Source organism: Methanococcoides mangrovi (assembly GCF_052057775.1).
Taxonomy (GTDB): Archaea; Halobacteriota; Methanosarcinia; order Methanosarcinales; family Methanosarcinaceae; genus Methanococcoides.
In genome coordinates, this window is record NZ_CP195121.1 from 589,031 (window position 1) to 609,742 (window position 20,712).

Genomic DNA, 20,712 nt, shown 5'->3' on the forward strand with positions numbered 1-20,712 from the left:
TTTATTACTAAAACAGAAAAAAGCATTGATGCATCAAAGATGCATCTGTGCTGTAATTACCGGCTTGAAACCTGCAAGCATTCCCAGCCTGTAATCCTCAAGGAGGACACGTCGTGTGCTTTCAATAGGTACGCTCAGGACGATCTCCTTCGTCCTTCCGTAGCGGCCTTTGCTTACGACCACAGCATTGAGAATACCAAGCATATCCAGTTCCGAGATAAGGTCAGTGACCCTTCTTTGTGTCAGGACGTCCATATCCACATTCACGCATAACTGACGGTACACATTGTAAACTTCTCCTGTGGTGACGTTTCTGTATCCGTTGTTCCTCAAGAGCATGACACTATAAAGGGCCAGCTTTGATTGCGTTGGCAAGGTCCTGACAACTTCAACGATACGGTCTATCTCGATCTTTTCCTGAGCCCTTCTGACATGAGGTTCACCAACATGTGTCTCGTTCTCACGCTCAGCGAGTTCTCCGGCAACCCTCAGGAGATCAAGTGCACGTCTTGCATCACCATGTTCCTGAGCTGCAAAAGCAGAACATAACGGGATAACAAGTTCGTCAAGAACATTTTCCTTGTAAGCAATAGATGCTCTCTGCCTGAGAATATCACTGATCTGCTCGGCATCGTAAGGTGGGAAAATAATTTCTTCCTCACCGAGAGAGCTTTTCACTCTGGGATCAAGGAACTCAGTGAACTTAAGGTCGTTGGAGATACCTATCATACTGACCTTTGCGTTTTTAAGATCCACATTGATACGTGAAAGGTTATACAGGACATCATCACCTTTCTTGACCAGTTTATCAATCTCATCAAGAATAATAATGATCACCTGCTGTTTTGAATCAATGGCTTCCTTGAACTTTGTGAACACCTGATCTGTAGGCCAGCCTGTCATTGGAATGTCTTCACCAAAGTGCTTTGCAAGATTTGCCAGGAGCCTGTACTGGGTATCAATTATCTCACAATTGAGATACAATACTGAACAGGCGATCTTGATATCTTCACTCTTCCTTTCAAGTTCTATGCCAACGTAACGTGCAACAGCCGTCTTACCGGTGCCTGTTTTACCATAGATGAGAATGTTAGATGGTGTATCTCCCCTCAGAGCTGAAACAAGAATAGTGGCAAGTGTATTGACCTGCTCGGTCCTGTGTGGCAGAGAAGCAGGTGTGTATGAAGGCCTCAAAACTTCTTTGTTCTTAAAGAGAGACTCATTCTGCAATAAATCCTCAAACAGTCCATCCAATGATTTGTTCTCCATTTGTAACCTTCCATGAATTAAATGATGAAATGATAATAAAATATCAACCGACAAAACTTCAAAAAGAAGTAGTATGATGATCGATACGGAACTTTCACTGATAATGTAATAGTATTTATGATATTGTATCGAATGACACAAAATCACACCTGAATGATCCATCAAAAAAATTTGTTGAAATTCAGGAAGTGACGTTTCAATTCTCCACATGATGCAATGGAAGTATACCTTATTAACATTTATGGTTCCACAGGATTTGACCCCCCTATTTCCAGTGCAACTTAGAAAGGATTTTAAAATTTAATACACAAATCACGATCAATAGATTACTATCTGTTGTTATTCCGGATTTTATTTATATGGAAAAATCCGGAAATCGTTTCATCTGGAACAAAGGCCCCTTTGTTTCGCTTGGAGATTTTATAAAGGAGGGAGACCCTATGATTTCGACTGGAGTGCAGAAAAAAAATATGAGAACATATTTTTAATAATATTAAAAAAAACAGGGTGGTTTTAGTATCTAATTAATAGTTAATAAATCTTTCTCTAACAACAGAACAGAACTTAAAAATCAACAAAAAAGTTCCAGTCGAAATAATGGGGTGACCCTCCATAACTTCCAGTCAAAAAAAGTCTGAAAATAGTATATGAAAGATGGCCAAAAAAATTCTTTTGATCTTCACGGAGGTGAAAAATAACATTTTTCAAAATACTGGCCAATATCAGCAAACTCTAGCTTTTTTAAAACGATCTTTGTTGCTGATTAATTAAAATCCTGAAAAATTAAAATCTAAATTTTTTCAGAGCTTAAATGTTAATATAATGAGTTACCATCATTTTTCTGTCATTCTACAAATATCATAATTCACTAGCAACGGAAAATCTGAACAAAACGGTTTTAAACAGGTTCTATATTCTACTAAACGAGAATTCATGGAAGAAACCGGAATATCCAGAGAAGAAATCCTTTCAATTTTGAAAAATGCGAAATCAGCAGACACACGTTACGAACGTGTATTAAGTTCAATGTGTACTTATCCTCATGAAATCGCAGTTTTAGCACATACACAGTTCATTGAAGCGAACATGGGAGATCCTGGACTGTTCCCCGGAACCTACCATCTTGAAAAACAGGTCCTGAAAATGTTCGGTTCTCTTTTACATCACAAGAACAATCCTGAAAACTGTGGTTATTTGACGACCGGTGGAACTGAATCAAATATACAGGCAATAAGATCCATGGTAAATGGTCGACGTGATATCAAAAATCCTAATGTTGTCATGCCGGAATCTGCACATTTTTCTTTTGATAAGGTCGCGGACCTTTCAGGAGTTGAAATAAGAAAAGCTTCCCTTGATAAAACTCTTAAAGTTGATATTGATTCGGTAAGATCACTGATTAACGAGAACACAATAGGTCTTGTTGGTATTGCAGGAACGACAGAATTCGGACAGGTCGATCCTATTGAAGAGCTTTCAGAAATAGCTCTTGAAAAAGGTCTTTTCCTGCATGTTGATGCTGCATTTGGAGGTTTTGTGCTTCCTTTCATGGGTGTACGATACAGGTATGATTTTGCTGTTGAGGGAGTGACTTCAATGACGATCGATCCTCACAAGATGGGTTTGAGCACAATCCCTTCAGGAGGATTGATGTTCCGTAGATCTGAATACCTGGATGATCTAGAAATCCATACTCCTTATCTCAGTATCAGTAAGCAATATTCACTAACAGGGACCAGGAGCGGTGCAGCAGTGGCTTCCACATATGCTGTGATGAGACATCTCGGAAAGGAAGGCTATAGGCGTGTTGTAGGTCAATGTATGGAGCAGACACAAAATATCGTTACTGGTGCCGGAGAAATGGGAATTGGAACGGTCATTGATCCTGTCATGAACGTTCTGGCTCTTCGAGTTCCGAACGCCGATGATGTCAGAAAGAGATTACTTGATGAGTTTGGATGGCATGTTTCCATAACAAGGAACCCTCGCGCTTTGAGGCTGGTCGTCATGCCTCACATCGCTGGAGATATAGTGGAGCTTTTCCTTAACGATCTTGAAAAACTGATCTGATGATCGTGTTCTGACACTTTTTTGATCTGACCTGTAAAAAAAGAAGTGCACGGATTGAGGGGATGGATCGATGGCACCTAGCCTTGAAACTTGTAAAGACGTGTACTCATCGAATCCGTGACTAATGTTACCTATGTTGTGAGTATATATACTGTTAACCCAAGCGGGGTGAAAGTAATATTCGTGAGAACACATACTGAAGGTTAACACGAAGCTTTAACAAAATTAACAGAAAATAGTTGAAAAAGAAAACTGCTTAAAATACAAGATAATTGTAAAAGTAGTTTTAGTTGTTCTATCATTGTAACGATCGGATAATACTAAATATAATAAAGCTAAAATTTGAATCTATGGCAAATTCTTTTAAAATTGGAACTATTATAGGCATCCCTATCAAGATACACATAACATTCCTCATAGTTCTTCCTCTATTCGCATTTGTTTTTGCCATGAATCCGGAGCCATATGGTTTTAACGATGTGGTCCCGGCAGAATTGGGATATTTACTTTCCCTTTTGACAACTATACTTCTTTTTGCCTGCGTCCTGCTTCATGAGCTGGGACATTCCTATCTCGCAAAGAAGTACGGTGTCAAAATTACGGATATCACTTTGTTCCTGATAGGCGGAGTTTCTTCCATGGAAGAGATTCCAAGGGATCCCATGCAGGAGGCAAAAATGGCCTTTGCAGGGCCGCTTGTCAGTTTCATTATCGGTGGTTCACTGTTGCTTCTAAATTTTGTGGTGGCAGGTGTTATTACTGGTTTTGCTGATTCATTGATATTCAGGATGATCCAGTTGCTTGGTTCCATCAACATAGTTCTCGGTATGTTCAATTTGCTCCCGGCCTTCCCGATGGACGGCGGACGCATATTGCGTGCATGGTTTGCGAGGAAAATGACGTATATACAGGCAACCCACGCAGCAGCAGGTGTTGGTAAGATGTTCGCTTTCCTGCTCGGTCTGCTTGGACTGCTGTCAAATCCCTGGAACCCATGGTTGATCCTTATTGCTATTTTCGTTTACATGGGAGCATCAGGTGAGGATCGTTCAACAGCTGTTACCATCACCCTTGAAAAGGTGCCTGTAGCTGACGTCATGAGCAAAGAGATAGTTTCGGTAGAACCTTCTTTGACGATCGATGCCCTCACGCAGTTCATGTTCGAGAAAAAACATATGGGTTATCCTGTCATAGAACACAACACTTTAAAAGGTATCATTACATTTACAGATGTACGTAAGGTAATGCCTCTGGATAGGTACAGTATACTGGTGTCCGATGTCATGACAAAGGATGTTGTGACAATATCAAAAGATGCCACTGCTGCGGATGCCTTCAAGCTTCTGACCACCAACAATATTGGCAGATTATTGGTGGTAGATGAAGATGGCTCGGTTGCAGGTATCCTTTCCAGGACCGACCTGATACATACTATGATGTTATTGAGCGAGTGATATAGAAAATGGACAGTATGACTTTCAGATCAGCAGAAGAGAAGTCTGATGAGCAGTTCATCACGGATTCTCAGAAAGCTGCTTCCAATTACAATTACGACACGGTATCCGGTTCGGTCTATTCAGGGCATGGCGATGCAACTTTTTCACAAACTCCTTCCCTTGCTCCTATGGTAAAACAGGAGAATGCCATTCAGGCTCCTCCGCAACCTTCCCAGATAATCATAGTGGGAACGGCTCATGTTTCGGAAAAGAGCGTTAACGAGGTAATTGCTACTATCGAGCGCGAGAAACCTGACATAGTTGCTGTGGAGCTTTGTAAGAGCAGGTATGATTCACTGAAAGGTGAGGTCAAGGATTCGGAAGTACCTATCAAGGACATTCTGAGTGGCGGGAAGATCTACTATTTCCTTGTACACCTTTTGCTTGCCTATGTTCAGAAAAAGATCGGGGACGAGATGGGTGTCCAGCCCGGTGCTGAGATGATCACTGCCATCGATGCCGCAGAAGCCAGTGGTGCAAAGATAGCTCTTGTCGATCGTGACATCCAGCTTACCCTGCAGCGTTTCTGGAGCAAGATGGGATTCTTTGAGAAACTGAATATTGTTGTGACGCTTATTGCCTCTGCTTTAGGTATCGGCTCTTCAAAGAGCATTGACATTGATAACATCACCAATCAGGATATGGTGACCATGCTCACCGATGAGCTGCGTCATGCATCTCCGAATGCTGCGGCTGTTCTCATCGATGAGAGGGATGCCTACATTGCAGGAAATCTCATCCGTGCTGCCAGAGGAGGCAACAAGAAGATCGTTGCGGTCCTTGGTGCGGGTCACAGGGCAGGTGTTGAGAAATATCTAAAGGACCCGAAGTCCATACCTCCGATGTCCTCACTTACCGAGCTTCCCAAAAAGCGCTTCAGTTTCATGAAGATAATCGGGCTTGGTATCGTTGCCATAGCTGTTGCAACTTTCCTGCTTTTGATCATGTCAGGTACACCAATTGAGCTTTTGCTGCTGGCATTTGGCTGGTGGTTCCTCATAAACGGTATCTTAAGTTCCATCGGAGCTGCCCTTGCAAGAGGTCATCCGTACTCTGTTATCACGGCTTTCCTTGTGGCATGGCTTACCTCCCTGAACCCCATGATGGCTGCAGGCTGGTTTGCAGGACTTATGGAGGCCAAGCAGAGGAACCCTACCACTGCAGACCTCAAGGAAATGGTCAAGCTGGAAAGCTTCAAAGAGCTTCAGGAAAACAATTTCTTCCGCGTTATCATGGTCGCAGCCCTTGCAAATATCGGAAGCACCATAGGCACTTTCATAGGTGTTTATGTGATGATGCAGGTTGCAGGCATAGATCCGAGGGAAGTTATCGGCACAGGTCTTATGGCAATAGGTCTTTGAAATGACCTGTTGCCTGCAATGTTTTTCTAATTTTGTATTTTGCTAGTCTGCAATATTTTTTTGTTTGATCGATCCGGCACTTACAACCAGGTCCTTATCAAAGGGATGTCGGGAAGATTCTTCCAGACTTCCTCATAATTGTCGTATCCTGTCAGCAGATCTACAATGACCGGTAGTGGGTCGGCCCATATTTCCGGGAGGTCGGCTTCGCCCTTTACCTTTATTTCGTATGCAAGTGACTCTTCCGGTGGGTTGAACTTCGTATCAATGCTTTTTTTGTTTCCCCTTGCATCGACCCGAAGCCATCCTATCTCGGGAAGGTGGACAGCGTTCAGTCCGTGAAGGCAGAAAGGTTCACCATTTTCGTCCCTGCTCAGGCGCTGGTAGCAGAACCCTGTCGGGATATCGTTCGCCCTCAATAAGGCTGCCAGAAGATGACTTTTAGCATAACAGTATCCTGTTCCTGCTTCCAGGACCTCGGAAGCTTTCAGGGTGATGGGGTTCATGCAGTGGTCATGGCTGTGATATATCTTGTCCCTGACCCATTCGAAACATTTTCCTGTTATTTCTATGGGGTCTTCCAGTCCGGAAGCAAGTTCCTTTGCAAGTTTTTCAACTTCCGGGTGTTTCCAGTCGATTATCTCGGTGGGACGAAGGTATTCCTGCATGCTATCACCATTTATTCCTGAACGTATTGAGTTAAATTGTCGCCAACTATCGCTGATTGATCTGGTATTATGTGTACAGAGAAATTTAATTAAATTTCTGAAAATGAGGTCTAAAAAGAGAAAAGAAAAAAGTGACGACCTTAGAAAAGGTCGTGCAGGTTGAACTTGTGTGGTCCGAGATTTCCGCCGTAGTTACCTGCGGTGATCTTCTTGACACCTGGTGTTGCTACAGCTGCTTCGATACCTGCTGCCATTGCCTCATTTATAGCGTCTGCATCTATACCGTTGATAACGATCTCGTAAACACAGTTTACATCTGCAGGGATCTCTGAACCTTCTACCTGATCCTTGATACTTGGACAGAATTTCTCATTAGCTGTTGCCTTGAGGAACTTGTACTTGTTTGCACCTGCCTTGGAACCACTTGCAACGATTCCGCCTGGGAATGGTGTGACCACACCCTCGACAGCCTGGATAGAATCGACTGCATTCTCTGCTGCGGTGAGAGCGTTCATCTGTGTGTCTGCGAAGATGAAGAAGTTTCCACCTGCGATAGCTTCTATTGCACCAATGGAGTCTTCTACAAGGAAGTCACCCTCCATCATTGGGATCACGTGCATCTTGCGTCCATCGACCTCTGTCTGGGACTCTGTTCCATCTGCGAAGTATCTGAGCTTGTTCCCGGTGTCGAACTGCTTCTCTGCATCAGGGAGACCGTTGAACACTGCAGTTGTTGGTGCTGTGAGGACACACTGACCAATGCGCTCCAGGAGCTGACCTTCAAGTCCCTTGTATCCAAAGGTGTAGATCTGAATGTAAACACCTGGTCTGCCGTCTGGTGTCTCACTACCGTCCACGTACATCTCAATGCCAGCTTCAGCAGGGCATCCAATGACGGATGTTCCGAATCCGGTTGCTTCCTGTGCTGCGACAGCTGCCCAGCGTGATGTTGCGGCTGTGATCAGTACACGTGCCATTTTGATTGGAAAGGCCTCTGCGAATGTATCTTCGATTTCTACTCCGTTAAGTTCCATTAAAAACACCTACGTAATTGAATATTTAGTATGGATTAGAATACTATTACAATACATATATGTTATGTCCGGCGATGGATAACACATTTTCAAGGGATGATCTGAAAAAAGAATTGCAATTGAAGCGGATCAATTTCCAGTTGAATCCGGTGACAGAGATTTTTGCAAGATCAGGAAAAATTGCTCTTTTTACCACAACTATGGCAGTATCCTTTGTGTACGCAGATAGTGCCTCCACATTCAGGACATGTCCATCTTATCTTTTCATTTTCTACGAACTTTTCCAGGCCATATTCTTTGATATGTTCAAGATTTTCGATCATGCTCATATTATATTTTGTCCGGTATCTCTTGTCCAGATGTTTCAATCTGTCACAGGGAAACTTCTCACACTCAAAGCAGAATTGTGCCCTGCCATTCTCAAAGGTCGGGCAGTTCTTGATCCTGCATTTGGAACGGCTAATAGACTTGTTCTCATCCGGTCCCCGGCAACCGGGACACTTGTTCCTGTCCCTAAGGTAAGCCATGCAGATACCACAGTTCATTCCGCATGGAGCGATAAGTGAGAGTTGTTTCGAGGATTCCATACTATAATATTTATTTTTCAAACTATATGCCTTGTGTTTCGGTATAGGAAAATCCGTAGTTTGAGAAGTATCAGGCAGGATTTAGGATTTCTCACCGTACTTTTCCAAAAAGATCCTGTATAGCTTTTCCTCGCCTGTCCTGTATTCTGCGATATCCATCACAGAATCCTGCACCAGTATGGCAGCTTCATCGTACTTATCCAGACCTGCAAAGGCAGTTCCAACTGCACTCACAGCTGCTGTGAGCTCTGAACGCATTGAAGAGATACATATCTCCTTGAGCGAGATAATGACCTGACTAACGATCTCATCAGCCATACTGTCAGTTTTTCCATCAGAGCTTCCTTTAAGGGCTGTGATCCCGATCTCTTCGATCTCTTTTATACTTCTCAGGGTCTCATTTTCCAGATTTTCCCTTGAGGCTCCAATTGCGAGGTCGGTCATTGCCCATGTTGTTTCCAGGAGGTCCCTTCCGGACATGAACTTGCCCATTCTCCTGAAGGAGTCCATCAGTTCTTTGAAGGCTTTCTGCCTTTCATTCCCTTCCAGTCTCAGGATCCGGGTGCCAATATCGCGCATTGTGAGCACTATGGACCTTATATAGGTTGTCTGTTCCTTGTTAGCTGCTATTCTTGCAAGTTCTACCAGCTCTTCCTTGACCGCTGTCATTATGGCAGGATCGCCTGAGAAGGCAGCGTGTTCGGCTATCTCTTTGAACACGACAAGTCCTTTCTCGACTGTGGTTTCCTGTTTATAACCGGCAGCAGTTTGCGTTATAGCGCCTGTGGTTTCAACAAAATAGCGCTGTAAACCAGTTGTGTTGTTTCTTTTTGCTGCTGCGAAAAGCGATCCGATGGTGGCGATAGATGAAACAGCACCTGCCTGGCTTCCATGTTTTGCAGCCGAGGTACCAATACTTCCTATGGAACTTATGATCTCTTTTGTTGCATTGCTCTCTTTTTCCAGTGCTATCAGACCCATTTCCAGCAAGTGTGCATTCACATGGCTGGAGATATCCGTGGTCTCCTTTGAACCTGTCATGAGGTTCTGTGATATCGTGGTTATCTTGCGGAGTCCTGTTGTGTATCTATCTTCGTCATTGTTCCTGATAGCGCATCGTATGCTGTCAACTGCCGGGTATAACGGGTCATCTACGTTCCTTAAATTCTTTTTTGCTGAGACCTCTAACATGTCGTAGGCACTGACCTTACCCAGCATCTGATCGAACTTCCTGACGATCGATTCGTTGTAGAGATTTTTTGTTATCACAGCCCCGATATAACCAAGTGCTACTGCCAACGCTACCAAAAGTCCAAGTGTGGAAGGTTCATGGAGTCTTAGCAGGTGGGCTGCTGCTAGTGTAAAGATAGTAGTTCCCATTATGAATGAGATCATGTGGCCGGATGACCTTTGTCTTGAGGTTTGCCACATTGATGTTGCCCAGAGGGACCCGAAAAGGACGAGGAGAACACTGTCATTGGCAATATCAGGTGTAACTTTTCCTGTAAGCAGCGCAGCTATCACCGATATCTGGACCGAGAATGCCCCTATCGCAAGGTCCGAACCGACATCTGAAAGGTCCATTTTCAGGTTATGACGTATAGCGATGTCAGCAAAAAGGAAGGCTGCTGTAAGACCTATTACCATTGCGGTATCGATCGTTGTCGTCAGTAGGATCTCCATGTTATCAACATCCTTTATCTAAAAATTTCAAAGTTTTGCTCCGCAGTATTTACAATAATAAGCATCTGTATCGTGCCCCTGCAGTCCGCAGTTGTGGCAGACGATATTAACTGCAACATCCTTTGTAGCTTCTGCTATTTCCACAGGCATGGCTGTCAAGCTACGGTTTATGATCGAATGGGTGACGATACCTGTGGGTACTGCTATGATGGAATAACCGATGACCATTATGATGGATGCCATTGCCTGTCCCAGCGGTGTTATGGGAACGATATCCCCGTATCCAACCGTTGTAAGGGTTATGATCGCCCAGTAGATGCTTCTAGGGATGCTGGTGAATCCGCTCTCTTCTCCTTCGATGACGTACATCAGGGAGCCCAGTATTATCACGAGGTTCAGGACAGTGAACATGAACACCGTTATCTTCCTGCTGCTGTCTTTGAGGGACTGTACCAGCATTTCGGCTTCTGATAAGTATTGAACGAGCTTGAGCACCCTGAATATCCTTAGCAGCCGAAGTACTCTGATTATCAGGAGGTACTGGCTTCCCGGAAGGAGCATACTGAGGTATGTAGGGATTATCGCTAGAAGGTCTATGACACCAAAAAAGCTGGTAGCATAGCGTTTTTTGCTCTTGACACAGATGATCCTCAGGATATATTCAATGGTGAAAAGGGCGGTGAAAAACAGCTCCGACAGATAGAGTGTCTCATGGTGGACGCTGCTGATGGACCGAACACTGTCGAGCATTACAACGGCGACGCTCAGGACGATGGTCACTATCAGGGCAACATCAAAATATCTTCCGTAGGGTGAATCGGCCTCAAAGATCAGTTTGTAAAGGCTCAGACGCCACCCCTTGGTATCCGGCCTGTTCTCTCCCTCTCTGCACCATCTGTATGCCATTATCCCTCTCCTTAGAAACAAGGTGATGACCTTGCATCCCGTTGCCTGTGTGGCATCCGGGAACTTGAGTTAATTATCTCTCTGTTCTTTTATAAAACATTCTGAATTATAGCCATGGTATGACAAAAGGTTTATTTCCTTTCATCTCATATTTGAGATGCATCTCATATTTGAGCCGATGAAGGTACCACTAATGCATCGCATAAATTCTTTGAAACACCTTGCCCTTCTGGGCGCATTGAAAAGGCCTGTAAAGATATCTTCCAGTGAGTTCACCAAATATACTTACACCAGCTCCAAGACAGCTGCAAGGACGTTAAAACAGCTGGAAGAGGAGGGACTAATCAAGCGCAGTATCATTCCCGAAGGTCAGATGATCTCCATTACGGAGGAAGGTCGCACCTGGCTTGAGAGGGAGTACAATGATTACAGGCATATCTTTTGTGGCGATGAAAGAAAGGTGGAGCTGTATGGGAATGTGATAACAGGCCTTGGGGAAGGCCAGTATTATATCTCTCAGGAAGGCTACCGTAAGCAGTTCGAGGAAAAGCTGGATTTTGTTCCTTATCCGGGTACCCTAAATGTGAGACTTACCGATCATAGTGCGGATGTACAGAAGGAAATGACTCCGAAGAATATGATACAGATAGCCGGTTTTACCAACGGCCAGCGTACCTTTGGAAGCTGCAATTGCTATTTTGTGGAGGTAGAGGGTATCCGTGCCGCAGTGGTGACACCTGAGCGTTCACATTATCCCCATGATCTGCTGGAGATCATAGCCCCGGTCCATCTCAGGGAGACCCTGAAGCTCAGGGACGGGGATGAAGTAAAGATTACAGTAGAAGACCGAAGCACATGTGAGTGATCCTATGAGTTCCGATGAAAATTACAGTGACAATATCAAAAAAGCATTGAAGGCCGCAAGAAACGGCGAGATGTTCTTCATCTTTGATTCCGACAGCCGTGAAGGAGAAACAGATTTCGTGATCGCTGCAGGAGCCGTTACTCCTGATGATGTGCGCTGGATGCGCAGGGACGGTGGCGGACTGATCTGTGTTGCTCTCGATGGCGAATCTTCCGAAAAGCTCGGTCTTCCGTTCATTTCCGATATCCTCCGTGACGAGGTGGAAAAATATCCTGCCCTTGGCACTACCGTTGAAAGGGGTGGAGACCTTGCCTACGACAGCCGTTCCTCATTTTCAATATGGGTGAACCACAGGAGGACCAGAACAGGAATTCCTGACAACGACAGGGCGCTGACCATAAACGAGCTCTCGAATATCACCGAGAAGGTCCTCGATGGCGAGAATGTGGACTTCGGTTCCGAGTTCCGCACACCAGGACACGTTGCACTCCTGCGTGCAGCTGACAGGTTGGTCCATGAGCGCAGGGGACAGACCGAGCTCTCAATTGCTATTGCAAAGATGGCAGGTGTCACACCTGCAATGGTGGTCTGTGAGATGCTTGACGATGCAAGCGGCAAGGCCCTTTCCAAAGAAGATGCAATGGAATATGCCCGTCTGCATGACCTCGTGTTCCTCGAAGGACAGGAGATCGTGGATGCATATGAGCGGTGGGAGAAAGCCTGAAGCTTTACTTTCGCTCTCTTTTTTACCTTTTTTTCAGAAAGAATGATATACTGATAGTGACTATTATAGTTCGACCCCGTGGGGCCGTAGGGTAGCCTGGTCCATCCTGCAAGGCTGGGGGTCTTGCGACTTGAGTTCAAATCTCAGCGGCCCCACCAAAAGATCACGCTTCTTTAGCGCGGGTCCGTTTCGCTCCGCTCAAGCGGACTGTTTTTACGTGTCCCAATTTCAGGAATTATAAATTCTGCTTTTGTTTTTACATTGAGCTTTTGTATTGATGTTTTATTTTGCGGGTCTATATTTCATTTTTATAGACATAATAAGAAAAATGAGAAACCTATATCAAGTTCCATGGCAATTATTTATTAAGAAAAAGGAACTGGTGATGTGTCATTACTGCTGTTATTGTAGCTGAGGATCTGAAAAAGGTATACGGGGACTTTCTGGCCGTGGATTCTGTGGCCTTTTCTGTGGAGGAGGGAGAGGTTTTTGGTTTTCTGGGGCCCAATGGTGCGGGTAAGACCACTACCATGCGGATGATACAGTGTATCTCTCCTATGACCTCGGGGAAGCTGGAGGTGTTCGGGATGGATGTGAATACGAAGCAGCGTGAGATCAAGTACTGGATGGGTGTTGTTCCGCAGGAGAACAATCTGGACCCTGATTTTACTGTGTATGAGAATCTGCTTGTTTTTTCACGATATTTCGATATTCCTGAGGCTGAGGCTAGGAGAAGGATCGATGAGCTTCTTGAGTTCGTGCATCTGGAAGAGAAGCGGGATACGATGACCGAAGCTCTTTCAGGAGGTATGAAGAGGAGGCTGGTGCTGGCCCGGGCGCTGATTAACAAGCCCCGGTTGCTGATACTGGATGAGCCTACGGTGGGGCTGGACCCGCAGTCAAGGCATTTGATGTGGGATAGGCTCAAGGGGCTTAAGAAGGAGGGAGTGACCATTGTGCTTACCACGCATTACCTTGAGGAGGCTTCACAGTTGTGTGACAGGCTTGTGATCATGGATTACGGGAAGATACTGGTGGAAGGCAGCCCTCAGGAGATGATCGATGAGATAATAGGGCCTTCGATCGTGGAGACGGAAGCTCATCCGGGTGTGATCTCATGTCTTGAGAAACATCAGGCAGACTATGAGGTCCTGGGGGATGAAGTGCAGATATATACTGATAGACCGCAGGAAGTGACGGACCATCTGTTGTCGGAGTGTGAGCTTACCAGTGTAACTGCAAGGGCTTCGACGCTGGAGGATGTGTTCCTGAAGCTTACGGGAAGGAAACTGAGGGAGTGAGATCGATGGGCATAGGCATGTATTTCAGGGTCCCGCAGTTGACATCGGGAGCGGTCAAGGTCTGGAGGCGTAACAAGGACGTTTTCATGAAGAACGTCAAGCTCAATTTTTTGCCGCCGTTCATTGAGCCTCTGCTTTACCTTTTTGCAATGGGTTTCGGGCTTGGGCTGTTCATTGAGGAGATAGACGGCGTGCCCTATGCGAAGTTCATAGCTCCGGCGCTGATATCTGTTTCTGTGATGTATGGTGCGTTCTTTGAGTGCAGCTATGGTTCATATGTGAGGATGTACTATCAGAAGACCTTTGATTCCATCATTGCAACACCTTTGAGCATAGAGGACGTCATAATCGGGGAACTGTTGTGGGGTGCTACACGAAGCACCATAAGTGCAACATTGATGCTTCCTGTCATTGCATTGTTCGGGCTCATAGCTTTTCCACATTCACTGCTGGTCATACCATTCGCTTTCCTTGCAGGGCTGCTCTTCGCATGTATTGGAATGTGCATTGCAGCGGTTACCCCGAACATAATGTCTATTAACTATCCGGTACTGCTGTTCATAACGCCGATGTTCCTGTTCAGCGGAACGTTCTTCCCTCTGAACGTACTGCCTGAGATCATTCAGTACATTGCACTGGCAATATTGCCACTGACCCACGTTGTGATAATAATACGAGCACTGACCTTCGGGACGCCGGGACTGTTCCTGCTGGCAAATCTCCTCTGGATAGTGGTTGTCTGTGCGATAGGTTTCGTAGTCTCGGTAAATATGATGAAGAAAAGGCTTATAGTCTGAAAAGTTGTTGATTTTAATGATGTTGCTGATGCTGTTTGAAGATCGAACGAGCAGGCTCAGTCATCTTTTTTGTTTTTATGCAGGTCCATGCATCTTCGGGAGTTCTCGCATCCGAGGCTGCGCCTGTAGTCCGATCTGATCTGTGATCTGGCTGTCCTGACCATAAGTTCATCGAGATCTTCATCTTCTAACTGCTCATGATCCTGGTCTTGCTTTACCTTCGGTTTTTGTTCCATGTTCTTTTCATCTGCCATCTTCTTCTCACTTTTACGTTTTCTAAAATAGACGTTGAATATCCTTAGATAACTTTATGCATAAAAAATCTACATATGTATTGTTATCTCAGGATGTGAAATCATGAAAGTATTGGGTATTGTAGGAAGTCCCCGTAAGAACGGGACCACGGATACGGTAGTGCAGAAAGTGCTTGAAGGCGCTGCAGAGAGCGGAGCTGAGACAGAAACGATCTACATCAACGAGCTGAACTTCAAGGGCTGTCAGGGATGTGGTTTTTGTAATGTGATGCCGGAATGCAAGATCAAGGATGACATGACAGAGGTCTACACGAAGATAGAGGAAGCAGACGGTTTCGTCTTCGGTTCCCCGATCTATTTTCTGCAGTTCTCAGGTCAGATGAGGCTTTTCCTTGACCGCTGTTATGCACTTGTGGATGGTGATCTGAACCCGAGGATACCAAAAGGCAAGAAGGCTATGATCGTACGTTCCCAGGGTGATCCTGAGAAGACATCCTATGAGAACGTATCCGATGAGTTCGCCGAAACCCTGAAGACCTTCTTCGGAATGGAGATCAAGGACGGGCTGGTCGTTGCAGGATTTGACCTTCCCCGCGCCGTACTGAAAGACACTAAACTTCTGGAAAGCGCAAAGTCAGCAGGTGTTCATCTGCTGGACTGAGCTTTCTTTTTCTTTTTGTTAAGTTTTATTTCTTCTTCCTGCTCTTCTTAATACTTATCCTGGTTGAGGTCTTGCCTTAAATTGAATTCATAACTTCGAACAGTTTCGAAGTTTAAGCTAAGTATATACCGTATAGGCTCCAATTTTCTCTTTAGATAACAATAATCGAATTTACGGGAGTGCTAAAATGAGATCTGTAGCAATTTTGCAAAAATCATTCATCGTATTGTTCCTGCTGTCATTTATTGTGATGGCAGGCTGTATAGGCCAGGATGAAGATATTGATTATCCACCTGCGAACGAAGCCCTGTCCTGTGAGGAGGGAGGTACCTATTCCTCAGAGGATGAGTACCTGATACTTGTCCCAAAGGCATTCTTCTCAGGTGGTGAGAGCTCTGTCACCATGTCGGCCTTCCTTGGTGATGCACCTGTAAGCCGGTGTTTTGAATACACCCTTACAAGTGCTTCGGGTGAGGTCATTCCACTGGTGAGGGCTGCCACTTCCGAGTCCGGTAATTCGGTTGCGAAGTTCGATGTCCCGGAGGTTGAGGAGGGCAGTTATACACTTACCGCAACTCCGGTTGGTGCCGAATCCGGTTTTGAGACGACCATACAGGTGGTGCAGAATAATCCTATCTTCATAGAGACGGACAAGCCGATCTACAAGCCCGGGCAGACCATCCATGTGAGGTTGCTTTCTTTGAACAACAACCTTGTTCCTGTTGTCCAGAACACCACTGTGGAAATTTCGGATGCCAAGGGTGTGAAGGTGTTCAAGGACGATCTCACCACCAACGAATACGGTGTTGCCTACTTTGACCTGCCGCTGGCTTCCGAACTTAACCTTGGTACATGGAAGGTAAAGGCAATCTCAGGTTCATCCATGTCAGAGGTAGACATCAGGGTGGAGGAATATGTGCTTCCGAAGTTCGATGTGGAAGCTTCCACCGAGAAGAGCTGGTTCCTTGTGGATGACACGATCACAGGGACGGTCTCTGCACAGTACTTCTTTGGAAAGGATGTGGAAGGTGACGTCGAGATCGAGGCCATGCGATATGTGGGCGTGTGGGAGGAATATGCAACATTCAGCGGAACCCTTGATGGAGGCTCGGTTGAGTTCGAGCTTCCGCCAACGGAATATGTTGCAGGTACCTTTGGTGCCGGTGGACAGGGCAGTGTCATGCTCAATGTCACCGTAACGGACACCGGAGGGCACAGTGAGGAGACCACTGAACTGCTGACCATCGCACAGGATCCGCTTATCCTCCAGCTGATACCCGAATCAGACTCCATCAAGCCGGGAATGCCGCTTCAGGTCCTTATAGTCACAAAGGACCCTGGAGGGGAACCACTGGAGAAGGAAGTAAAGCTCTTTGTGACCTTCATGGACGAGAATTATGAGAGGGACGAGCAGGAGCAGATCGTCAACACTGAGAACGGTGTTGCACTTGTGACCCTCGAAGTTCCCGAGGATGCCCTTGATGTGGATATCTATGCTATCTCGGAAGGGGTTGATGTCTCAGAATATCTGAACGCTGTGTATTCTCCGAGTGCAAGCTTCCTGCATCTGAGCCAGGTAAGTGAGGGGGTCCCTGAGGTGGGAGAGAACATCGTCTTCAAGGTATATTCCACCAACAAGGGAACGGTTTTCTATGATGTCTTCGCAAACGGCAGGACCGTTTATTCTGCTACAAGCAATGAAGCCCAGATCAGCATTCCGGTAACTCCCCAGATGAGCCCCACTGCAAAGGTGGTCGCATACATGATCAACCCGAACAACGAAGTTTCTGCTGACAGTCTTCCATTTGATGTGGAATTCAGCACTCAGGTGAACCTGTCCTCAGGTTTTGACAAGGAAATAGTGGAACCCGGTGAGAACGTCTCGGTTGAACTGGATGCAGGTACAAAGTCCATGATCGGGCTTTCCATAGTCGATGAGTCGGTCTATGCACTCAGTGAGGGCAGGCTCAACCTGAAGCAGGTCTTCGATGAGCTTGAGCTCAGGTTCATGGAGCCACAGGTCGAGGCACACCCGAGGTATGGCTGGTACCGGCAAACTGCAGGTGATGTGATAGATGATGCAGGCCTGATCGTTCTGGCATCAGGTGGCCTTGATGTTCCGAAAAGCGATGTCGAGGTCGCTGAAGGTGGCTTTGTCGAGCGCATGTTCGCAATGGATGACATGGCGATGGTAGAGGAAGAAGTTGCCATGGAAGCCCCTGTGTCAGCTCCTATGGAACCAACTGATGCAGGAGCAGGTGCTCCTCTTGCAGAACCGGAAAGGGTACGCCAGTTCTTCCCGGAGACATGGGTATGGATGCCTGATATCATGACGAATGAGACGGGACAGGCATTCATTGACCTGAACGCACCGGATTCCATCACCACCTGGAGGCTGCATGCTGTGTCCTCCAGTCCGGAAGGTATCGGTATATCCGAGGCAGGCCTGACGGTTTTCCAGGACTTCTTCATAGACCCCGATCTTCCATATGCGGTGATCCGCGGGGAGGAGTTCCCTGTCCAGGTGCAGGTCTACAACTATCTTGACACTCCTCAGGAAGTACAGCTCACACTTTCAGGTGCAGACTGGTTCGATCTGGTGGGCAAGAATGTCGTAAGGGTCAGTGTGGATGCCAACAGTGTGACCCATACAAGTTTCACCATCAGGCCCACGGAGGTGGGTGTACAGGAAGTGGAGCTGACCGGACAGACCACAGAGAAGGCCGATGCTGTCAGGAAGACGGTTATCGTTGAGGCCGAAGGTGTTACCAGAGAGATCGTGGACAATGGAATTCTCAAAGAAGGTTCTGTTGAGCTTGATACCACGCTGCCTGGGGACATCGTGCCGGATTCTGAGAAGGTGCTGCTGAGCTTCACACCAAGCATTGTGGCACAGACCATTACCGGTGTGGATGACCTTCTGGGTATGCCATACGGCTGTGGTGAGCAGAACATGATGCTGTTCTCCACCGATGTGGAAGTGCTGAGATATCTGAAGGCTACAGGGCAGCAGAACCCGGAGATAGAGGCCAAGGCACAGACATACATAATAACAGGTTACCAGAGGGAGCTGACTTTCCAGCGTTCCGATGGATCTTTTTCCGCATTCGGTGAGAGCGATCCAGAAGGAAGCCTGTGGCTGTCAGCATTCGTACTCTCACAGTTCAGCGGTGCAAGGGATATCACCACCATAGACGAGAACGTCCTGAGAGATGCAGCTGAATGGATAGGTTCACACCAGAAGGAGGACGGTTCCTGGGAGTCCGTAGGATTCGTCATTCATCAGGACATGATGGGTGGTGTCAGCGGAACCTATGCACTGACAGCATACGTCACACTCGCACTTGATGAATATGGATATTCAACCCCGGAGGTCATGAATGGTGCTCTCACATATCTCGAAGCCAACCTCGATGCACAGGATGACCCGTACACACTTGCAGTGGGAACGCTTGCCCTTGAAAAGCTTGAGAGCGAGAGGGCAGATGAGGCAAGAGAAAAGCTGCTTGCAATGGCAAAGGAAGATGAGAACGGTATGTACTGGGGCTATGATAATGTGGTCCCGGAACCCTACGAGTACGGAGGCTATGGCATCTACCCTGTCTCGAGCAAGAACGTTGAGACAACGTCCTATGCAACCCTTGCCCTGATAGAGGTCAACGACCCTGCAGCGAGCTCATCACTCAAATGGATCGCAGCACAGCGTAATTCCAACGGTGGCTTCTCAAGCACCCAGGATACCGTCATGGCATTCAGGGCATTGATGACAGCTGCAGCAGTTGCAGGAAGGGATGTGGATGCCAATATAACCGTAACCGGCGACGGTGAGGAACTCAAGAGCCTCAGGGTCACATCCGGGAACTACGATGTTGTGAACATCATCGAGGTTCCGGAAGGTGTGGAAAGCATCAACATGACCCTCGAGGGAAATGGCGAGCTCAACTACCAGCTTGTCAGGAAGTTCAATGTGATACTTCCGGATATCATCGAGCATGAGGAGATCGAACTGGATGTGGAATACGACTCCACCGATGTGGCTGTGGACGACATCGTCAACGTTGATGTGCGCCTGAAGTACAACGGAATGCCGGGAATCCATGGGGTTGTGGAGTCCAGCGGTATGATGATAGTGGATATAGCGGTACCTACAGGTTTCACTCCGGTCGGTGCAAGCCTTGATGATCTTAGGGAGAATGGTACCATCACTCGCTATGAGATTGCAGGCCGCAAGGTCGTGCTCTATATCGATGAGATGGCAGTTGGGGAGGAATTGAACTTCTCATTGCAGATGAGGGCCATGTTCCCGGTCAAGGCAATGGTGCAGGAGAGCAGTGCCTACTCGTACTACAATCCGGATGTGAAGGCTGAAGCAAAGGGAATGGATATAAATGTGACATGATCCTTCCCGTCTTTCTTAAAAAGTAGCAGGTGACGTTCTGTTCTTCCTGTTACATTCTTTTTCTTCTCTTTTTTGTGATCTTGATCGAAGAACATTAGATTTGGATCAGTTATTGTCTCCTTTAGAAGAGACGAGGTTTGTAGAGATATTAAAAAAGAAAAAAAGAGAGGGAGAGTATGAGTATGGGGTTGTTCAGGCCCTTCCAAGCCTTCTGAGGATCTCCATTCTGTCCTCTTCTGTAAATGAATCGCCCTGGAATGTCTCGATGCAGTTCTTAAGCAGGGTTACGGAATAAGCGATGGACGGTCCGCCGCCGAATGCAACTGCCACCATACTGGCCTGAAGTATCTCTTCCTTTGTAGCTCCTGCATCGAGGGCATTGAAGGAGTGGAGTGCGATACAGTAGGGGCAGCGGTGGTAGAGTGCGATACCCACACTGATGAGCTCTTTTGTCTTGAAGTCGATAATCGATTCTTCATAAACGCTTCCAAGCAGGTTCATGAACGCACCAGCCTGAGCTGCCTGTACATCGTTCTCTGCTGCGAAAGCTCCAAGTCCTTCTGTAAAACCAAATAATAGTTCCTTTGGATCATCTGCCATTTTATTCACCTTATTTGAAGCATCAGTGATGCTCTGT

At 46.3% G+C, this 20,712-nt stretch carries 17 protein-coding genes and 1 tRNA gene; 10 read left to right on the plus strand and 8 right to left on the minus strand.

Features of this window, described 5'->3' with window-relative positions:
• Window positions 1-33: 33 nt before the first annotated feature.
• A complete protein-coding gene (locus ACR3I3_RS02975; RefSeq protein ID WP_440953089.1) occupies window positions 34-1,269 on the minus strand; it encodes an ORC1-type DNA replication protein in 1,236 nt (411 codons plus the stop codon).
• A 933-nt stretch (window positions 1,270-2,202) separates the two neighbouring features.
• Here ACR3I3_RS02975 and mfnA point away from each other — a divergent pair.
• The 3 genes from mfnA to ACR3I3_RS02990 all read left to right on the plus strand — a co-directional run bounded on the left by mfnA (window position 2,203) and on the right by ACR3I3_RS02990 (window position 6,196).
• On the plus strand, window positions 2,203-3,339 hold the full coding sequence (gene mfnA, locus ACR3I3_RS02980; protein WP_440953090.1) for a tyrosine decarboxylase MfnA: 1,137 nt from the start codon (window positions 2,203-2,205) through the stop codon (window positions 3,337-3,339).
• A gap of 350 nt (window positions 3,340-3,689) precedes the next feature.
• The gene (locus ACR3I3_RS02985) at window positions 3,690-4,793 is read left to right on the plus strand and encodes a CBS domain-containing protein (protein ID WP_440953091.1); all 1,104 of its coding nucleotides are present in this window, start codon (window positions 3,690-3,692) and stop codon (window positions 4,791-4,793) included.
• Window positions 4,794-4,801: 8 nt separating this feature from the next.
• The gene (locus tag ACR3I3_RS02990; RefSeq protein ID WP_440953092.1) at window positions 4,802-6,196 is read left to right on the plus strand and encodes a TraB/GumN family protein; all 1,395 of its coding nucleotides are present in this window, start codon (window positions 4,802-4,804) and stop codon (window positions 6,194-6,196) included.
• Between the two features lie 80 nt (window positions 6,197-6,276).
• Here ACR3I3_RS02990 and ACR3I3_RS02995 read toward each other — a convergent pair whose 3' ends face one another.
• The 5 genes from ACR3I3_RS02995 to ACR3I3_RS03015 all read right to left on the minus strand — a co-directional run bounded on the left by ACR3I3_RS02995 (window position 6,277) and on the right by ACR3I3_RS03015 (window position 11,074).
• Window positions 6,277-6,864 (minus strand): transglutaminase-like domain-containing protein, encoded by a 588-nt coding sequence (locus ACR3I3_RS02995; RefSeq protein ID WP_440953093.1) that lies wholly within the window; start codon window positions 6,862-6,864, stop codon window positions 6,277-6,279.
• A 140-nt stretch (window positions 6,865-7,004) separates the two neighbouring features.
• Window positions 7,005-7,898 carry a formylmethanofuran--tetrahydromethanopterin N-formyltransferase gene (fhcD, locus tag ACR3I3_RS03000; protein WP_440953094.1) on the minus strand — a complete coding sequence of 298 codons (894 nt, stop codon included), beginning with the start codon at window positions 7,896-7,898 and terminating at the stop codon, window positions 7,005-7,007.
• A 170-nt stretch (window positions 7,899-8,068) separates the two neighbouring features.
• Window positions 8,069-8,485: a DUF3795 domain-containing protein gene (locus ACR3I3_RS03005; protein WP_440953095.1), complete on the minus strand. Its 417-nt coding sequence runs from the start codon at window positions 8,483-8,485 to the stop codon at window positions 8,069-8,071.
• An 81-nt stretch (window positions 8,486-8,566) separates the two neighbouring features.
• Window positions 8,567-10,168 carry a hypothetical protein gene (locus tag ACR3I3_RS03010; RefSeq protein WP_440953096.1) on the minus strand — a complete coding sequence of 534 codons (1,602 nt, stop codon included), beginning with the start codon at window positions 10,166-10,168 and terminating at the stop codon, window positions 8,567-8,569.
• A gap of 27 nt (window positions 10,169-10,195) precedes the next feature.
• Window positions 10,196-11,074: an ion transporter gene (locus ACR3I3_RS03015; protein WP_440953097.1), complete on the minus strand. Its 879-nt coding sequence runs from the start codon at window positions 11,072-11,074 to the stop codon at window positions 10,196-10,198.
• Window positions 11,075-11,267: 193 nt separating this feature from the next.
• On the opposite strand from ACR3I3_RS03015, the gene ACR3I3_RS03020 reads away from it, so the two are divergent.
• From ACR3I3_RS03020 to ACR3I3_RS03040, 5 genes are all read left to right on the plus strand, one after another.
• The gene (locus tag ACR3I3_RS03020) at window positions 11,268-11,939 is read left to right on the plus strand and encodes a winged helix-turn-helix domain-containing protein/riboflavin kinase (protein ID WP_440953098.1); all 672 of its coding nucleotides are present in this window, start codon (window positions 11,268-11,270) and stop codon (window positions 11,937-11,939) included.
• 4 nt (window positions 11,940-11,943) lie between these two features.
• Complete coding sequence (gene ribB / locus ACR3I3_RS03025) at window positions 11,944-12,663, plus strand: 3,4-dihydroxy-2-butanone-4-phosphate synthase (protein WP_440953099.1); 720 nt, start codon at window positions 11,944-11,946, stop codon at window positions 12,661-12,663.
• Between the two features lie 80 nt (window positions 12,664-12,743).
• Window positions 12,744-12,821: transfer RNA gene (locus ACR3I3_RS03030), tRNA-Pro, on the plus strand.
• Between the two features lie 291 nt (window positions 12,822-13,112).
• A complete protein-coding gene (locus tag ACR3I3_RS03035) occupies window positions 13,113-13,964 on the plus strand; it encodes an ABC transporter ATP-binding protein (RefSeq protein WP_440953100.1) in 852 nt (283 codons plus the stop codon).
• A 5-nt stretch (window positions 13,965-13,969) separates the two neighbouring features.
• Window positions 13,970-14,761 carry an ABC transporter permease gene (locus tag ACR3I3_RS03040; RefSeq protein WP_440953101.1) on the plus strand — a complete coding sequence of 264 codons (792 nt, stop codon included), beginning with the start codon at window positions 13,970-13,972 and terminating at the stop codon, window positions 14,759-14,761.
• Between the two features lie 56 nt (window positions 14,762-14,817).
• On the opposite strand, the gene ACR3I3_RS03045 is transcribed toward ACR3I3_RS03040, so the two are convergent.
• Window positions 14,818-15,015, minus strand: a complete 198-nt coding sequence (locus ACR3I3_RS03045) for a hypothetical protein (protein WP_440953102.1) — start codon at window positions 15,013-15,015, stop codon at window positions 14,818-14,820.
• A gap of 103 nt (window positions 15,016-15,118) precedes the next feature.
• On the opposite strand from ACR3I3_RS03045, the gene ACR3I3_RS03050 reads away from it, so the two are divergent.
• Window positions 15,119-15,676: a flavodoxin family protein gene (locus tag ACR3I3_RS03050; protein ID WP_440953103.1), complete on the plus strand. Its 558-nt coding sequence runs from the start codon at window positions 15,119-15,121 to the stop codon at window positions 15,674-15,676.
• 187 nt (window positions 15,677-15,863) lie between these two features.
• The gene (locus ACR3I3_RS03055) at window positions 15,864-20,075 is read left to right on the plus strand and encodes an alpha-2-macroglobulin family protein (protein ID WP_440953104.1); all 4,212 of its coding nucleotides are present in this window, start codon (window positions 15,864-15,866) and stop codon (window positions 20,073-20,075) included.
• A gap of 192 nt (window positions 20,076-20,267) precedes the next feature.
• On the opposite strand, the gene ACR3I3_RS03060 is transcribed toward ACR3I3_RS03055, so the two are convergent.
• Window positions 20,268-20,675: a carboxymuconolactone decarboxylase family protein gene (locus ACR3I3_RS03060; RefSeq protein WP_440953105.1), complete on the minus strand. Its 408-nt coding sequence runs from the start codon at window positions 20,673-20,675 to the stop codon at window positions 20,268-20,270.
• Window positions 20,676-20,712: the final 37 nt, after the last annotated feature.

What these genes read in the sequence shown, in the direction of transcription:
- ACR3I3_RS03050 (WP_440953103.1), top strand. Translation starts at nt 15,119, where the DNA reads ATGAAAGTATTGGGTATTGTAGGAAGTCCCCGTAAGAACGGGACCACG.
- ACR3I3_RS03055 (WP_440953104.1), top strand. Translation starts at nt 15,864, where the DNA reads ATGAGATCTGTAGCAATTTTGCAAAAATCATTCATCGTATTGTTCCTG.
- ACR3I3_RS02985 (WP_440953091.1), top strand. Translation starts at nt 3,690, where the DNA reads ATGGCAAATTCTTTTAAAATTGGAACTATTATAGGCATCCCTATCAAG.
- ribB (WP_440953099.1), top strand. Translation starts at nt 11,944, where the DNA reads ATGAGTTCCGATGAAAATTACAGTGACAATATCAAAAAAGCATTGAAG.
- ACR3I3_RS03010 (WP_440953096.1), bottom strand. Translation starts at nt 10,168, where the DNA reads ATGGAGATCCTACTGACGACAACGATCGATACCGCAATGGTAATAGGT.
- ACR3I3_RS02990 (WP_440953092.1), top strand. Translation starts at nt 4,802, where the DNA reads ATGGACAGTATGACTTTCAGATCAGCAGAAGAGAAGTCTGATGAGCAG.
- ACR3I3_RS02995 (WP_440953093.1), bottom strand. Translation starts at nt 6,864, where the DNA reads ATGCAGGAATACCTTCGTCCCACCGAGATAATCGACTGGAAACACCCG.
- ACR3I3_RS03015 (WP_440953097.1), bottom strand. Translation starts at nt 11,074, where the DNA reads ATGGCATACAGATGGTGCAGAGAGGGAGAGAACAGGCCGGATACCAAG.
- mfnA (WP_440953090.1), top strand. Translation starts at nt 2,203, where the DNA reads ATGGAAGAAACCGGAATATCCAGAGAAGAAATCCTTTCAATTTTGAAA.
- ACR3I3_RS03045 (WP_440953102.1), bottom strand. Translation starts at nt 15,015, where the DNA reads ATGGCAGATGAAAAGAACATGGAACAAAAACCGAAGGTAAAGCAAGAC.
- ACR3I3_RS03005 (WP_440953095.1), bottom strand. Translation starts at nt 8,485, where the DNA reads ATGGAATCCTCGAAACAACTCTCACTTATCGCTCCATGCGGAATGAAC.
- ACR3I3_RS03020 (WP_440953098.1), top strand. Translation starts at nt 11,268, where the DNA reads ATGCATCGCATAAATTCTTTGAAACACCTTGCCCTTCTGGGCGCATTG.
- ACR3I3_RS03040 (WP_440953101.1), top strand. Translation starts at nt 13,970, where the DNA reads ATGGGCATAGGCATGTATTTCAGGGTCCCGCAGTTGACATCGGGAGCG.
- fhcD (WP_440953094.1), bottom strand. Translation starts at nt 7,898, where the DNA reads ATGGAACTTAACGGAGTAGAAATCGAAGATACATTCGCAGAGGCCTTT.
- ACR3I3_RS02975 (WP_440953089.1), bottom strand. Translation starts at nt 1,269, where the DNA reads ATGGAGAACAAATCATTGGATGGACTGTTTGAGGATTTATTGCAGAAT.
- ACR3I3_RS03060 (WP_440953105.1), bottom strand. Translation starts at nt 20,675, where the DNA reads ATGGCAGATGATCCAAAGGAACTATTATTTGGTTTTACAGAAGGACTT.